Annotated in this window: 16 protein-coding genes; 5 read left to right on the top strand and 11 right to left on the bottom strand. The window is 33.1% G+C overall.

Going from position 1 to position 15,713, the window contains the following annotated elements; genetic code table 11:
- Nucleotides 1-178: 178 nt before the first annotated feature.
- The 7 genes from DRF58_RS16060 to DRF58_RS16090 form a co-directional block, all read right to left on the bottom strand.
- Nucleotides 179-943, bottom strand: a complete 765-nt coding sequence (locus DRF58_RS16060) for a 4-hydroxy-tetrahydrodipicolinate reductase (RefSeq protein ID WP_116036878.1) — start codon at nt 941-943, stop codon at nt 179-181.
- 368 nt (nt 944-1,311) lie between these two features.
- Nucleotides 1,312-3,066, bottom strand: a complete 1,755-nt coding sequence (locus DRF58_RS16065) for an endonuclease (RefSeq protein ID WP_116036880.1) — start codon at nt 3,064-3,066, stop codon at nt 1,312-1,314.
- Nucleotides 3,067-3,076: 10 nt separating this feature from the next.
- A complete protein-coding gene (locus tag DRF58_RS16070; RefSeq protein ID WP_116036882.1) occupies nt 3,077-3,610 on the bottom strand; it encodes a tRNA methyl transferase PRC-barrel domain-containing protein in 534 nt (177 codons plus the stop codon).
- Nucleotides 3,611-4,056: 446 nt separating this feature from the next.
- A complete protein-coding gene (locus DRF58_RS16075) occupies nt 4,057-4,476 on the bottom strand; it encodes a hypothetical protein (protein ID WP_116036883.1) in 420 nt (139 codons plus the stop codon).
- A gap of 13 nt (nt 4,477-4,489) precedes the next feature.
- Complete coding sequence (gene rsmG / locus DRF58_RS16080; RefSeq protein WP_116036885.1) at nt 4,490-5,125, bottom strand: 16S rRNA (guanine(527)-N(7))-methyltransferase RsmG; 636 nt, start codon at nt 5,123-5,125, stop codon at nt 4,490-4,492.
- Between the two features lie 86 nt (nt 5,126-5,211).
- The gene (locus DRF58_RS16085; protein WP_116036886.1) at nt 5,212-5,817 is read right to left on the bottom strand and encodes a T9SS type A sorting domain-containing protein; all 606 of its coding nucleotides are present in this window, start codon (nt 5,815-5,817) and stop codon (nt 5,212-5,214) included.
- A 46-nt stretch (nt 5,818-5,863) separates the two neighbouring features.
- Complete coding sequence (locus DRF58_RS16090) at nt 5,864-6,820, bottom strand: hypothetical protein (RefSeq protein WP_116036888.1); 957 nt, start codon at nt 6,818-6,820, stop codon at nt 5,864-5,866.
- A 253-nt stretch (nt 6,821-7,073) separates the two neighbouring features.
- Here DRF58_RS16090 and DRF58_RS16095 point away from each other — a divergent pair, with 253 nt between their 5' ends.
- The 5 genes from DRF58_RS16095 to DRF58_RS16115 all read left to right on the top strand — a co-directional run bounded on the left by DRF58_RS16095 (nt 7,074) and on the right by DRF58_RS16115 (nt 11,091).
- Entirely contained in the window at nt 7,074-8,264 is a 1,191-nt protein-coding gene (locus DRF58_RS16095; protein WP_116036890.1) for a pyridoxal phosphate-dependent aminotransferase, read from the top strand.
- 319 nt (nt 8,265-8,583) lie between these two features.
- On the top strand, nt 8,584-9,216 hold the full coding sequence (locus DRF58_RS16100) for a peroxiredoxin (RefSeq protein ID WP_116036891.1): 633 nt from the start codon (nt 8,584-8,586) through the stop codon (nt 9,214-9,216).
- Nucleotides 9,217-9,268: 52 nt separating this feature from the next.
- Nucleotides 9,269-9,580 carry a thioredoxin family protein gene (locus DRF58_RS16105; RefSeq protein ID WP_116036893.1) on the top strand — a complete coding sequence of 104 codons (312 nt, stop codon included), beginning with the start codon at nt 9,269-9,271 and terminating at the stop codon, nt 9,578-9,580.
- A 132-nt stretch (nt 9,581-9,712) separates the two neighbouring features.
- A complete protein-coding gene (locus DRF58_RS16110) occupies nt 9,713-9,961 on the top strand; it encodes a DUF6952 family protein (protein WP_027381819.1) in 249 nt (82 codons plus the stop codon).
- A gap of 125 nt (nt 9,962-10,086) precedes the next feature.
- Nucleotides 10,087-11,091, top strand: coding sequence for an adenosine deaminase (locus tag DRF58_RS16115; protein WP_116036894.1), 1,005 nt, complete (start codon nt 10,087-10,089; stop codon nt 11,089-11,091).
- A 72-nt stretch (nt 11,092-11,163) separates the two neighbouring features.
- On the opposite strand, the gene rsgA is transcribed toward DRF58_RS16115, so the two are convergent.
- The 4 genes from rsgA to dnaX form a co-directional block, all read right to left on the bottom strand.
- Complete coding sequence (gene rsgA / locus DRF58_RS16120) at nt 11,164-12,090, bottom strand: ribosome small subunit-dependent GTPase A (protein ID WP_116036899.1); 927 nt, start codon at nt 12,088-12,090, stop codon at nt 11,164-11,166.
- A 102-nt stretch (nt 12,091-12,192) separates the two neighbouring features.
- Nucleotides 12,193-13,272, bottom strand: coding sequence for a chorismate mutase (locus tag DRF58_RS16125; RefSeq protein ID WP_116036896.1), 1,080 nt, complete (start codon nt 13,270-13,272; stop codon nt 12,193-12,195).
- Nucleotides 13,273-13,699: 427 nt separating this feature from the next.
- The gene (locus DRF58_RS16130) at nt 13,700-14,038 is read right to left on the bottom strand and encodes a hypothetical protein (protein WP_116036898.1); all 339 of its coding nucleotides are present in this window, start codon (nt 14,036-14,038) and stop codon (nt 13,700-13,702) included.
- Between the two features lie 278 nt (nt 14,039-14,316).
- Nucleotides 14,317-15,399: a DNA polymerase III subunit gamma/tau gene (dnaX, locus tag DRF58_RS16135; RefSeq protein WP_027383805.1), complete on the bottom strand. Its 1,083-nt coding sequence runs from the start codon at nt 15,397-15,399 to the stop codon at nt 14,317-14,319.
- Nucleotides 15,400-15,713 lie beyond the last annotated feature (314 nt).

Below are 15,713 nucleotides of genomic sequence, written 5' to 3' on the forward strand. Positions count from 1 at the left end.
TAGCGCGTTTAATTTTAATTAGTTCTAGTAATCATACTTTTCCATCACAAACATCCATTATATTTAAATTAATGAAAAAGCAAAAATAGAGTTCGAAATAAAATAATTTAACGACTGTATAACCAATTATAATATTTTAAAAAAAAAATGTTTAAAGTAAATTTATATGTTAATCAAATCAATTAACATCCGCTGCAGAGAAAAAGTATGGGCTCAGTATGTCTTCAAAGTTATAAAGTCCATTGAGCTTATCTTTAATATTTTCAGCCACGAACAATGCTCCACTCCCGAATGCTTCTCTAGAAATAGATTCGTGAACTAATCTCACGGTTTGATATGGGAAACCGAAAATCACTTCGTGCTTGCCTACAATTCCTCCAGCTCTTACGGAGTTGATATTCTTTGTCTCGATATCCAAAGCTTCTGCAATCTTAATAGCAGTACCGGAGACTCCAGATTTAGCTTTGAAGTGTTCTTCTATAACTTCTACATCAACACCCGGCGCGATTTTTTTCAACATAGACGCTGCGAATAATAAATAATTAACTCCCAAAGTGATATTAGGTGACCAAAATACAGTAGTATCTTGGGAGAGTATTTTTAACAACTTTTTTTCTTTGTCTTCATAATGTGAAATAGCAGATATGATTTTAATTTGTCTTTCTGCAGCAGCTTCCCCATACCAATGAATGCTCTGTTCACCAGAAAAATCTATAATGAAATCCACAGGATTGACATCTAGAAATTCATCGATATTAATGTTTTCTATAGAACAAACCAATGCTCGATCCGGAGCTTCTACTCCTAAGATATCTTTTGCTGAAACATTTTCTAGAGTTTTTCTATTCTTAATAACCCATTCTAGTGAGAATTTTTTGTTTTGTAGAACTACATTAGCAACTGCTTTTCCTGCTTTGCCAAATCCAATTAGACCTATTTTCATGCTTAGATATTTATTGTTATTTTTTAGTTTATTCTATTTAATAGGCTTATAAGTAATCTTATTCATTTCTTAATGTGGTGACTTCATAATAATATTTTTGAAGTTGAACATTAGAATAGTGATAATAAAAAAAGAATATTTATAAAAGCTGAGTGATCACCACAGCTTCCTCTAGGATTGATAAGGATATATTAATCCTTTACATTACAACCGTAAGATACAAAAAAATATCAAAAGGATTTTTAGCCATTATTCTGAAGCGAGCAGTCCCAAAAAACTAATTTATTACATCTACTAAACCAAATTATAAAAACAATCCCAAAAGAGTTATTCTTTCGGGATTATGATAAATATTATTACACAAAAAATTATTCTACAATAATCTTTGAGGATTGTTTTTTAGTTTTCACAATATAAACGCCTTTTGACAATTTATGAACTGTTACTTTCCCTTTATTCTCAACTTTATCAATAGTCTGTACCAATTGACCGTTCAGGCTATAGATTTTCACTGTTTCATTTTTGTTGATGCCACTGATATAGAATTCGTTGTTCTTCACAGGATTTGGATAGATCGCCAATTTTGCTTTTTGAGCATCGATATCATCTGTAGCTAATACTGAAAAACAAGTCCAAGATAAGTCATCAAAAGAAACTCTATTGCTACTAGTTTCATCTACCAATTCTATCACTACATTACCTGCAACATTGATATCATTAATTGTGAAAGTTCCTGCTGTTTTGGAATAAGGGATCCGCCCTTTCACTACTCCATTTACTTTTAATGTATAGTTTCCTGCACTATCGCTGAAAGGCAAGAAAGTTCTCACTGTCAAAGATCCAATACCGGCAGAGATGGTAGAAGATTTCAAGCTACCTTTTTTGATACAGATTGCTCTGTTGTTATCTCCACTAATATAAATTTGTTTATCTGTTCTAGCATTAGTCGCTATCCAAACAATTCCCTTGTTGGACCATTCTCGATCTGTATAAGAAGAGTTGGTTGCAGGAAGGTTTTCAAAATCCTCTGTTCCACAAGAAGTTCCTTCACCAGTCCCTCCACTATTCTGAGTAGTTGCTTCTACAATATTGCTATTAGGAGACTTGTTTCCAGCAGCATCTCTTGCTACAACATAGAAGGAATAAGTGGTTGCAGGATTCAATCCTGTTACAGTTCCACTGTTTGTATAAACAGTCGTTTTCAATACGCTATCTGCATAGATATCATATGCACTAACACCAATATTATCTGTAGAAGCTGTCCAAGCTAAGGAAACTGTGGACGATGTTGTTCCAGAAACTGTAAGACTAGTCGGCGCAGAAGGTAATTCTGTATCTGTTGTAGAGCCTCCATTGAAAGTATCTGGCCAAGCATTCTGGGCTGCTGGTCCACCCCAGATAACAGTTGCCAAATAAGCATTATCGATAAAAGGGTTTCTATTGTGCTGAATACCAAAAACCACATTATTTCTCTGTCTTTCGAAATCGGAAACAGGATCTTCAACATTCCATTTAAGAAGTATATCTGGGAAATCCGAAGAATAAGTAGCAGGTTTCATTGTAATATTAAGAGGAAGACATCTTGTATTATATCTTACATACATGTACATCAGGATTCTTGCTACGTCTCCTTTCCACTCGTCACCAGGATACCATCCACCTCGGCTTGTTTTATAAGCTGTAGCTCCAGTACCGTCATCAAAAAGAAGACTTCCTCTGGTACTATTCAATGTATTATCAGCTGGGCGCAAATGATGCCCATCAGAACCAGGACCAGATGTCCCCAAATTGGGTGTTCCTTTGGATTTTGCATACACATGCTCACGATTCCAAGATCCTGTATACGGACGACTTCTCTGATGTGTTCCTGAACTTTGAGATCCATACATCAATAAAATATTGGATGGATTTTCTAGATCTGCATCACTTGTTTTAAAAAGAGATGCTAGTCCTGCAGAATATGCAATTGTCTGCGTATGAGTGTTTGTAATAAGTGTCGCAAGTTCACTTTTAAGTTCATTTTTGGTTTTGTTGAAGTTAACACCAGAATAATAAGCTGGTGCAGACTGTGCAAAAGCAATGAACGAAATGATACTTGCAAAAAAAGAAAGTTTTAATTTCATGCGGTATGATTTAATTAATTTTAATAGTAGTATGATTGTTATTTTTAAAGCTAATTTCTAATAATCCATTTTGAAGTGTAATAGAATTTGGCTTCTCTAATTCTAAATAAAGAATATCATCGTATATATATATTCTTGCGTTAATTTTGGATTGAAAGGCCGAAGAAATGATTGTAACATCCGAACCATTTTCAATAGACTCGTTATTTTGAAAGTCAGTTCTAGCAATTGGAAAACAAATAAGATCTGTAAAAAGACCCGGATGATTGTCACCTTCTCCTACAAAAAGTTGATTAGCCTCTTTGTTGATACCAATAATGTAGAGTGGTTCTTTTTTTCCTCCAACATTGATACCTTTTCTTTGCCCAAGTTTAAAAGCCTCTACACCTTGGTGTTCGCCTACCAAAAAACCATCGAAAAGATTATATTTTCTCTTCTTAATTTTTTGTGCTAATTCTTCCTTTTTACAAGAAAAAACACTTTCACCCTTAATATAAATTGAAGACAACGCTGGTATTTCGACGATTTGACCTACTTTGATCACAGATAATTAATTATTCGTTACGTTGTTTTTTAAAATAGTACAATATTATTGACTAATAAATAACGGGGCGCTAATGTAGCTAAATAAATTAACATGAAGAATATATTGTATGAAATTTCATAAATAGATAACAAACTCATAAATTTCATTCACATTCTCATCACATGATCATAAAAATTTATGCTACAAAAAAACCTTTAAAAACTTAAAGGTTGAATTATTTTGAATGCAAAGAGCGCAAAGTTTTATTAAGTATTGAAAACATTTTAAAGTTTGTAAAAATGCTTTGCTCTGGTAAAGGATTAATAAATGTTGTATAGGATACTGAAAAGTTGTTTGATATGGAAAACCCTAGCCCCGATTGTAGTGGAAATCCTTTTTCTTTTCTTTCATATAAGGAAAAGAAAAAGATTGTAACGGAAAGCGGGAAATAGCTCTTCAAAAAATTATTCTACAACCACCTTTTTCTCTAGAAAAGTGCTTGCTCCTGCCGAATCTTTTCCTGTGTAGAATTTGAAAGTATAGTTTCCTGTTTTTGTTGGTTTGAAATTGATACGACTTCCGTCGACATAAGTTCCATCGGAGCAAACCTCATTGGTTTTATATCCAAAATTGGCAATAGTCCTCACAGAATCGTTGGTGTACTGATAATCGTAGCTGTAAATCCCTTCGCAGGTTTTGGTAAAAGTAGAATAAACCTTCAGCTCTTGAGTAACGCCCAAAGCCATTGTATCCATGGGAATAGTGACGCTATCCGTTTTCTGAGCGTAGACATTGGTAATCTCTACATAATCGTCGTTGTCTTTACAAGAAGCAATAAAAGCTGAAACCACCGTCAGCATTGATAAAATAAATACTTTCTTCATAATCGTTTCTTTATTAATTATTAAAATTACCTTTTGAGAGGTAAACTACTTTTTTGGTGTCAAAAAACTCGCCTTCGAAATAATTTTTCAGTTGGAAAATTTCGCATTTCAAACCGGCTAATTCCTCTGCCAAATCTCCACCTTTTAAATATAAAACACCGTTGTGCTTTGGATTGAATTGATCTTTTTCAAATTTCCCTCTGAGCCATGTCAGAAAAACTGGCATTTGTGTTACAGCTCTACTGACTACGAAATGAAACTTTTCCTTCAATTGTTCTGCTCTCATATGATGAGCTGTCACATTTTTGAGCCCAAGACTTTCCGCAACACCCTTCACCACTGTAATTTTCTTTCCAATACTATCAACCAAAGTGAATTGTACATTGGGAAAAAGAATAGCTAACGGGATTCCTGGAAAACCTCCTCCTGTGCCGATATCTAGAACTTTGGTTCCATCTGCAAACGCCATCACTTTTGCAATTCCTAAAGAATGGAGAATATGCTTCTCATAAAGACTATCTGTATCTTTTCTGGAAATGACATTGATTTTTTCATTCCAATCTGTATAAAGAGTTTCTAATTCTGCAAATTGATTTTTTTGCTCGCTGGTAATATTGGGAAAATATTGTAAAATTAATTCTAAAGACATGAGGCGAAATTATGAATTTTAATATTATTACAAATAAAAAACCATCAAAATAATATTGATGGTTTTCTATTTATAAAGTTTCTATGTTATTTTAAAACTTTTTTGGTCAACATTGTATTTCTAGAGTATGCTTTTATAATATACATTCCTTCTGCTAAAATGGTTTTATTGATAAGAACTTCGTTTTTAGCATTTTTGGTATTGAATAATAATCTTCCAAGAGCATCATAAAGACTTACCTCTTCCAGATTTTCATCAGATTTAACAATGAAGTTTTGAGAGTCTTTGTAAATCTGAATTCCCTTTTTCACAACGTTATCTGCTGCTAAATTTTCTGATGGTCTATAAACCACTTCAAATCTATCATCATATGTACCAGCGGTTGTACTGAAACTGTAAGGGTTTTCTGTAATATTGATGACTTTATTAAGATATTTGTCTTTCAAGTAAACAGTTTGTGTTGTAGAGAATATGCCTTCTCTATCTTTCAAAGAAATTGTGTAAGTTCCATCATCAGCTGCTTTCATTCCTAACTTAACAATATCATCATTGAAAAGAGGAGCTTGTCTACCTTGGATTCCTAATTTTTTGTTATCGATAATACTCCAGAAAGAGTCCTTGCCCACAGATAGCAGTTCTGCATCAAAATCACTATCAAAATTATTGCTTGCCTGATCTACGTAGCCCAACAAAAGTTCATTATTTATATTATTTGGAGATTTGAACTCTAGCCAAAATCTATTTTTTTCTGATGCATTCTGATTTATTAAAGAAATTAGCAGCTGTGGTAGATCTCATAGAGTTATCAAAAACCAAAGCCTTTCCTTTACCATCTGCCTTTGCTTGAATAATAAAAGCTTGCCCAACAGATACAAAACCAACAGGTCTATTATTATTATACCCCGGATATGTTGCCGCTAGACCTCCCGTCCTGTTGACCATTGCATAATTATTAATTGGATAATTGGTAGTGTAGCTACTACCCAGTTGCACAGTAATAGAACTATCATTATTGGTCCAGAGATAAGCTAAACCATTAACAATAGACGTATTAGCCGCAACAAATTTGTCAAAATCTAGGTTAGAAGGATAAGGATTACCTATCATATTATAACCATGTTTATCATCAGTATATTTCAACAGAGGTGATTGAATTACTCCATTTTGAGGCATGTCCAAAGCTTGTTCATACTTCAATTCTGCTCTATCAAATTGATTCTCTCTTAAAAATAGATACCCTTCCTGTAATAAAATATAAGATTGATTCTCCGGAATTGCGTTGATATAATTTTCATTCGCAATCCGACTCATCATTTTACTAGATTTATCAAATTCTTTATTATCAAAATAAGAAAAAGCGTATTCATAATCCAGTTTCATCCTCAACGCATTATCTTTTGGAAGCTTCTTCGCAATATTATAAGATCTATTAAGATAGTCGATGCACATCAGATAATCATCAACACTCCTATAAGTTGTACCCATATAGAAAAACACATTGGCTTTTTCTTCTTTTGTAAGATTACCAACTAATAGCAGATCAAAAAGTCTTTTTTGCGAATCTTTCTGTTTTCCTTCCCGATTATATTTTGTAATCTCTTTTTCAAGAGCTTTTATATTCAAATCTTTTGCGTTCAGAAAACCTATAAGCAATAATAGAAATGTTGCAAAATATTTTGTAAATTTTTTATTCATGCGTGTTATAAAAATTCTAAAAAAATCATTAATTTCTTAAAATGATATTTTATTAGAAAATTTATTAGCAAAAATAATCAAATATCAACATATTTCGTTGCGTATTAATACTTATTTTAAAAACAACATACCTTACTTTGAAAAAAACTTCATTAATATCTAAATTATCACAAATAATATATTAAAAATAAGGCCACATTTTTGGATTAAAAAATTATATTTGTTGTTAAAATCTAATTTATAATATAGTTTCATGAGTAAAATTTCGGACAGACTGAATAGACTGAGTTATTCTCAGACTTTCGTGATGAGCAACAAAGCGCGCGATATGAAGGCGGCAGGAATAGATGTAATAAGTTTAACTTTGGGAGAACCAGATTTTGATGTTCCTCAAAAAATCAAGCAAGCTGCTTTTGATGCAATCAATGAGAACTACAGCCATTACTCGCCTGTTCCAGGATTTCTAGAGCTCAGACAAGCTATTTCTGCAAAACTGAAAAGAGATAACGACCTTGACTACAAACCAACACAAATCTGTGTTTCCAATGGTGCAAAACAATCAATCATCAATGTTTTATTAGCAATTATCAATGATGGAGACGAGGTTATTCTTCCTGCACCTTATTGGGTAAGCTATGATGAGATGGTAAAAGTTGTGGGCGGAACTTCTGTTTTTATTGAAACTTCAATTGATACTGAATTCAAGATTACGGCTGAGCAATTGGAAAAAGCAATCACTCCAAAGACAAAAGCTTTACTTTACAGTTCACCTTGTAACCCTTCTGGAAGTTACTATACAAGAGAAGAATTGGAAGCTATTGCAAATGTGATGGCAAAACATCCGGATATTACAATCATCTCTGATGAGATCTATGAGTTTATCAATTACGGTGGTGAGCACGTTTCTATCGCAAGTTTCCCACAAGTCTATGAACAAACTGCAGTTATTAACGGAATGAGTAAAGCTTTTGCAATGACAGGTTGGAGAATCGGTTATTCTGCTTGTCCGACTTGGTTGGCTAGTGCTTGTGATAAAGTTCAGGGACAAATGACCAGCGGTGCAAATACAGTTGCACAAAGAGCTTCTATTGCAGCTTTACAAATGGATCCGTCCGAACTACAATATATGATTACCGAATTTGAAAAAAGAAGAGATCTTGTTTTCGAATTAATGAAAGATATTAAAGGCTTCAAATGCAATCTTCCAAAAAGTGCATTTTACTTCTTTCCGGACATTTCCTATTACCTAGGAAAAACTTTAAATGGGACTGAAATCAAAAATGCGGACGACTTCGCAATGTTCCTTTTGGAAAATGCTCACGTTGGCTGTGTTGGCGGTGTAAGTTTCGGAAGTCCGGAGTGTATCCGTTTCTCTTACGCAGCTTCTGAAGAAGAATTGAAAGAAGCTATGAGAAGAATCAAAGATTGCTTAGATCAATTTTAAATTCTCTTGTCAGTCTGAGGCTCTCGAAGACAATCATAAAATCAAAACATCACTTTTTAAGTGGTGTTTTTTTATTTCAAAAATTTGAATTTTCTGACTTTGCTCATTTTATTTGTTAAGTAATTGTTTGAAATTTGAAGAGAATTATAATCATTTTCTGATATAAAATAGTCATTTATACCTTAAGACATTGATATAACACTGTTAATTTAGAGTCATTCGGTTTGATAGATTTTATAAATAAAATTTTAATATTCAATTCACAAAATCTTTGTAATTTCGCTTCTGTTAATTTTAAACAATTTAAAACTTAAATATTATGTCATTAGTAGGTAAATTATTCCCAAGTGTTGCGATTGATGCAATGAGCGAAATGGGTGATGATCTTAAGATCAATGTATTTGAAGAAGCAGTGAATAATCAGCAAAAAGTGATTTTGTTCTGGTATCCAAAAGATTTTACTTTTGTTTGTCCGACAGAATTACACGCTTTTCAGGAAGCTTTACCAGAATTCCAAAAAAGAAACACTGTAATAATTGGTGCATCTTGTGACACAAACGAAGTTCATTTCGCTTGGTTAAACACACCAAAAGACAACGGAGGAATCGAAGGTGTAACTTATCCAATCCTTGCTGATACTCACAGACAATTGGCAAACATCCTTGGGATTGTTGACCAAGATTTGGATTATGATGAGGAAGGAAACGAAGTTTTCACAGGTTCTAACGTAACTTACAGAGCAACTTATTTGATCGACGAAACTGGAAAAATCTTCCACGAATCAGTAAACGATATGCCATTGGGTAGAAACGTGAAAGAATATCTTAGATTGATTGATGCTTATGCACACGTTCAAAAACACGGAGAGGTTTGTCCAGCAAACTGGGAAGAAGGTAAAGAAGCTATGAGTGCCAACAGAAACTCTACTGCTGAATATCTTGCTAAAAACTAATTGATTTTTTACAATCAATTATCATTTATTATTAACCATTAATAATTGTAAAATGTACATAGAACTAACAGAAGATAACTTACAACAGATTGTAAGTGAGAATGACAAGGTAGTGGTTCAATACGGCGCAACTTGGTGTGGAAACTGCAGAATTATGAAACCAAAATTCAAAAAATTGGCTTCAGAAAATGACGCAATTCCTTTCTACTACGTTGATGCAGAAAAATTACCAGAAAGCAGAAAGTTAGCAACTGTTGACAACTTGCCAACCTTTGCAATATTTCAAGGTGGAACTTTGAAAAATCAGGTTCAGACCAATCAAGCGGAAAGTCTTATTAATTTGTTTTCAGAAATAAAAGATTAATAACTGAAAATTTTAGAGCTTTGCTGAGTTTTACGTCTTTGCGAAACTTAAAATATTTTCAATAAGTTTAAAAAAACTTTGCGGACTTTGCGTTAAAATTTTCAGTATTAAATTTAAAATTAATTTAGAATAATGAAATTACCAATTATAAGACAGTTTTATCAAAATCAAACGCCTGAAAATCTGGAAGCAACTTTGGAAGTTTTGGAAAGCTTTTCAGAATTCCGAAATGTTTCTGAGGAAGACCTGAATGTCACAGGAGAATTGATTACGAACATTTGTGGTGCTTTGGAAGTTCACGCCAACGTTAATAACGGAATGAGCGAAAAAGATGCTTTGAATTCCTTTGCTCAAAAAGTAATGGGTTCAATAGACAAATAAATAGTTTATTTTTTGTAGAAAAAGGCTTTGGAAAGAGATTTCTAAAGCCTTTTTTAATTTTATTAATTTCTTAATGTTTTAAAAATATTCTTTTCTTAATTTTACTTTTCAACAAATCAAAAACTATGAAGGATTTTATATCAGCTCTACCAAAGGCAGAATTACATTTACATATCGAAGGAAGTTTTGAACCGGAATTGATGTTCGAAATTGCCCAACGAAACCAGATTGAAATTCCTTATAAAACAATTGACGAAGTTAAGAAAGCTTATCAATTCTCTTGTCTTCAGGATTTTTTGGACATCTATTATGCTGGAGCCGGAGTTTTGATTCACGAGAAAGATTTCTATGATTTGGCAATGGCATATTATCAGAAATGTTATGAAAACAATGTGATTCATACAGAGATAATGTTTGACCCACAAACTCACACAGAAAGAGGAATTGCGTTCGAAACCGTTATCAATGGATTGCAAAAAGCAAGATTAGACGCTAAGGAAAAATGGGGAATCAATTCCTTATTTATAATGAGCTATCTAAGACATTTATCAGAAGAATCCGCTTTTGAAACGTTGAAACAATCTCTTCCTTATAAAGATTTGATTACTTCTGTCGGTTTAGACTCTTCTGAAATGGGAAATCCTCCAACCAAATTCAAAAATGTATTTGAAGCTTCTATAAAAGAAGGTTACATTCCTGTTGCTCACGCTGGAGAAGAAGGTCCGGCTGAATATATTTGGGAAGCTATTGATATTCTTAAAGTAGCAAGAATCGATCACGGAAACAGATGTCTGGAAGATGAAAATCTGGTTCAAGAAATTGTGAAAAAAGATTTAGCTTTAACAGTTTGCCCACTTTCCAATCTTGAATTGAGAAACACTGATGTAATGACCAAACATCCATTAAAAAAGCTTTTAGACAAAGGAATCAAAGCTACTGTCAATTCCGATGACCCAGCTTATTTTGGAGGTTATATGAATGCTAATTTCGAGGCTGTTCAAGAAGCTCTGAAACTTTCAAAAGAAGATATTATTACCTTGGTTAAAAACTCCTTCAACTACTCTTTTGCTACGGATGATCAAAAGAAATCTTATCTTGAAAAAGTAGATCAAATCGTTTCTGATTTTTAAGTAAGTTAATTTTAAACCTGCCTAATCATTCTGAATAAAAAAACCTGTAAACTGAATTACAGGTTTTTTATTTTATTTCTGATTAATTTCTTCTGCTTCATCCATTAACTTAAGATAAGTGCTATATCTCGTTTCATCTATTTCTCCAGTTTCTAGTCCTGCAACAACAGCACATTTAGGTTCGTTGATATGCATACAATTATGATATTTGCAATCTCTTCCTTTTTGAAAAATCTCTGGGAAATAATGCTGAATTTCTTCTTTCTCAACATCTATCATTGCAAATTCCCGAACACCAGGCGTATCGATAACAGAACCACCAAAATCCCAAAAATGCATCTGAGCAAATGTCGTGGTGTGTTTTCCTTTAAGTACAGATTCCGAAATTTCTCCAGTTTTAATATGTAAATCGGGTTGTAAAGCATTTACTAATGTAGATTTTCCACAACCAGAATGTCCAAAGAAAACTGAAGTTTTGTTTTTGATCTTTCCAACAAGCAAATCGAGATTCAGCTTTGAATAAGAAGATATTTCCAAAGTATTGTATCCGATATTTTGATACATTGCTTCGATATTTTCTACAATTTCTCTTTCTTCATCACTCAAAGTATCCATTTTGTTGAATAAAATTAATGGAGAAATATTGTAAGCTTCGCAACAAGCTAGAAATCTATCCAAGAATCCTAAGGAAGTCTCAGGGAATTTCAAAGTATAAATAAAGCAAGCAATATCTACATTAGAAGCAATAATATGCGCTTCTTTGGAAAGGTTTACCGATTTTCTGATGAGATAATTCTTTCTTGGGAAAATTTTGGTAATCCAAGCGACATCATCCTGTTCCAAAGAAAACTCCACCTCGTCACCTACAGCTAAAGGATTTGTAAGTCGGGTTTTTATTAATTTGAATTTGCCTCGGATTCTGGCTTCAAAGATTTGTTTTGTTTCAGATTCCAAAACCTGATACCAGCTTCCGGTAGATTTGATGATGATTCCTTTCAAACAGTAGAATTTTGTATTGGGCAAATTTAGAAATTTAAAACTAGCATTTACAAAAAAAGAAGCTAATAATTAGCTTCTTTTCTTTTTATACAATCAATCAGATTATTTATCAATCATAATATGGTTTTGAACCTCGATGCTTTCCTCGTGAATAGCTTTGAAAACTTTCTCGATAAACTCTTGAGACATTCCTGTTTCATTCGCTTTTTGAGTCGCATATTCTGTAATCACTTTCCAACGTTCTGGTTGGAAAATAGCGATATTATTTTCTTTCTTAAGCTTACCAATTTTTTCAGAAACTTTCATTCTTTGAGATAAAAGCTCAATTAATTGAAAATCCATATCACTAATTAAAGTTCTGTGTTTACCCATCTCGTCTTCGTACCCAGAGATATCAGAATTACGAACCTGAAGATTATTAATCATTTCTGCTAAAACTTCTGGTGTGATTTGTTGAGAAGCATCACTCCAAGCATTATCCGGATCACAGTGACTTTCGATAATCGCACCTTGATATCCTACGTTAAAAGCTTCTTGAGCAACTCCAGCCAAGCCAGTTCTGTTTCCACAAATGTGTGAAGGATCAATAAACAAAGGAACATTTGGGAATTGATTTTTGAAGTCTAAAGCAATTTGCCAGTTCGGGATATTTCTGTATTTGGTTTTTTGATAAGTTGAAAAACCTCTGTGGATTGCACCGATGTTTTCCACACCTTGACCTAATAATCTTTCCAAAGCACCAATCCAAAGCGCTAAATCTGGATTCACTGGGTTTTTAACTAAAATTGGTTTATTAGTTCCTCTTAAAGCTTGCGCAATTTCTTGAACCGTAAATGGATTAACAGTAGAACGCGCTCCGATCCAAAGAATATCAACATCCGCTTCCAGCGCTGCAAAAACGTGATGCGCATTAGCAACTTCTGTCGCTGTTTTGAACCCGAATTCTTCCTTTACCTTTTTCAACCAGTTAAGACCAATAACGCCTACTCCTTCGAAACCGTTTGGTTTTGTTCTTGGTTTCCAGATTCCCGCACGGAAAGCTGAGATTTCTGCACCGCTTTCTTTCAGTCTTTTTGCCGTTTCCAACATTTGAGATTCACTCTCTGCGCTACAAGGTCCTGCGATGATCATTGGATTTGCAAAGTCATTGATCCAATCGTTTTTTAATTCATTAAGGTTCATATTTTAAATTTTATATATTTTTAAATTAATGCAATAGTATATCTGTTATAAATCTTGATTTATAATTCTTTTCCAAAAATAACGTTTAAAAGTTTTAAATGAGTCACAGGAAATTGAATATTCCTGCAGTTTTTTGAGAAAGAAATCTAGTTAGCTAAACCAATAAAATCGGTAATAGTTTCTAAAATTTCTGTGATAAGTTCCAAAAAAGCTAAATAATCCGTCCCAGTAAAAGACAGATTGTGCAGTTGTAAAATATGGAAATTTGTTCGATTCCATTTTATTAATTCCTTTACTTCAAGGAATTTTAGCTTTTTTTAATTAATATTAATTTCTTCTTGTCTTGAAGAAATCTTGAACAAAGATATAAATTAATACAACATATCAACTATCAAAATAATTATTTGTTGACAGAAATCATAAATTTTTACGACAAGTCAAATCGCATCAAGTCATCCAAATCTTTGAGTAACGGATTGATTTCAACAAATCTTTCGAAGATTTTGCGCTTCGTCATCACTTCTTTTTTGATTGTCAAATCAGTTGCATAATCGATTTCAAATTTAAAATTATTGACTTTGTGTCTGAAATGATTAAAAAACTCTGGACTTACTCTATCAAATTCTGACTTAGCAAATTCTGAAGAATACTTTACAGTCACCTGGTTTTCATCAGATTTTTCTATCTTAAAACTGTTGATAGCATTATAAACAAACGTATTGGTCTTTGCCAAATTTTTCACAAAAATCTCCCACTCTCTATCCAAATCTGTTTGTGAGAAATGATTGGAAGGAAGATTCTCATCTTTAATCTCAGAAAATTCATCTTTCTTGATTTCTTCTTTTTTCTCTAAAGCAGCTTTTATACTGAACTTGGAACCAGAATTAGTTTTCGCAATTGGCGCAGACGCTTTCTGAATTTCTTTCTTTGGTTCCTCCCAAACAGATTTAACAGGTTCAGGCTTTGATTCAGCTTGAACTTTTGTTTCAGGAGAAACTGGTTTATTTTCGGAAATTAAATTAGCTTCAAGAAGTGGCGCTAATATTAAGAACTTTTTTTTTTAGCTTCCAAACCTGCAGTCAGACTTGACAATTGCATAAGAGCAATTTCTACTGTCAATCTCGGGTTTTTGGAGTTTTTATAATTGATGTCAGCGAAGTTACAAATCTCAATTCCGTCAATCAGTTGCTGAGCAGACCATTTTTGAGATTGTTCTGCAAACTTAGCTTTGGTTTTCTCTCCAACTTCAATTAGATTCAAAGTTTTCGGATTCTGAGCCATCATCAGGTCACGGAAATGATTTCCTAATCCAGCAATGAAAATATGTGGATCAAATCCTTTTTTAACAATCTCATCAAAAGCAGTCAAAACACTTGGAATATCATTCTCTTTTGCTAAATCTACAATTTTCAGATATTGATCATAATCCAGAATATTAAGAACTTCAGCTGCTTTTTCAAGCGTAATATTTTTCTGAGAAAAAGTGCTTAATCTGTCAAAAATCGACAAAGCATCTCTCAAAGCACCGTCAGCTTTCTGAGCAATTAGGTAAAGCGCATCATCTTCGTAAGTGATACTTTCCTTTTCAGCAATTTTTCTAAGATGCTCTTGAATATCTTCAATCGTAATTCTCTTGAAATCATAAATCTGACATCTCGAAAGAATCGTTGGAATAATTTTGTGCTTCTCTGTTGTTGCAAGAATAAAGATTGCGTGTGCAGGTGGTTCTTCCAATGTTTTTAGGAATGCGTTGAAAGCAGCCTGAGACAACATATGAACCTCGTCGATAATATAAACTTTGTATTTACCAACTTGAGGCGCAAATCTTACTTGATCAATCAATTCTCTGATATCATCAACAGAGTTGTTGGAAGCCGCATCTAATTCATAAATATTAAATGCAAATCCATCATCATCCGCAGCTCCGGATTTTTCATTGATTTTTCTTGCAAGGATTCTGGCACAAGTTGTTTTACCAACTCCTCTTGGTCCACAGAATAACAGAGCCTGAGCTAATTGACTTTCATCAATAGCGTGTTCCAAAGTATCGGTAACGTGAGATTGTCCAACAACAGTGTCAAACTCTTGCGGACGGTACTTGCGTGCAGATACGATGAAATTTTCCATTGTCCAAAAGTAAGGATTAATTGTGAATTTTGGAAATGGTTTTACCAGATTATTTGTAATTGGGATTAGTATTTTCAGCCTCTGTATTTATTAAAGACAAGTTCTTGCGACACATTAAATTTGAAGAATTAAATTAGTACAAAAATTAATTATTGATAATTAATCAATTACATTTCAACAGAACTTGTCTTTTATATTTAAATTAAGAAATTACTAATTAACCTGAGTTCGGGTTAAGCGAAGTTCAAAAATAATTGACCGTCATTTACTTTTTTCAAGTTGAGTGACGGTTTTTTTGGAAAGAAACAATAGGC

This window comes from Epilithonimonas hispanica (genome assembly GCF_003385395.1).
GTDB classification, from domain to species: domain Bacteria; phylum Bacteroidota; class Bacteroidia; order Flavobacteriales; family Weeksellaceae; genus Epilithonimonas; species Epilithonimonas hispanica.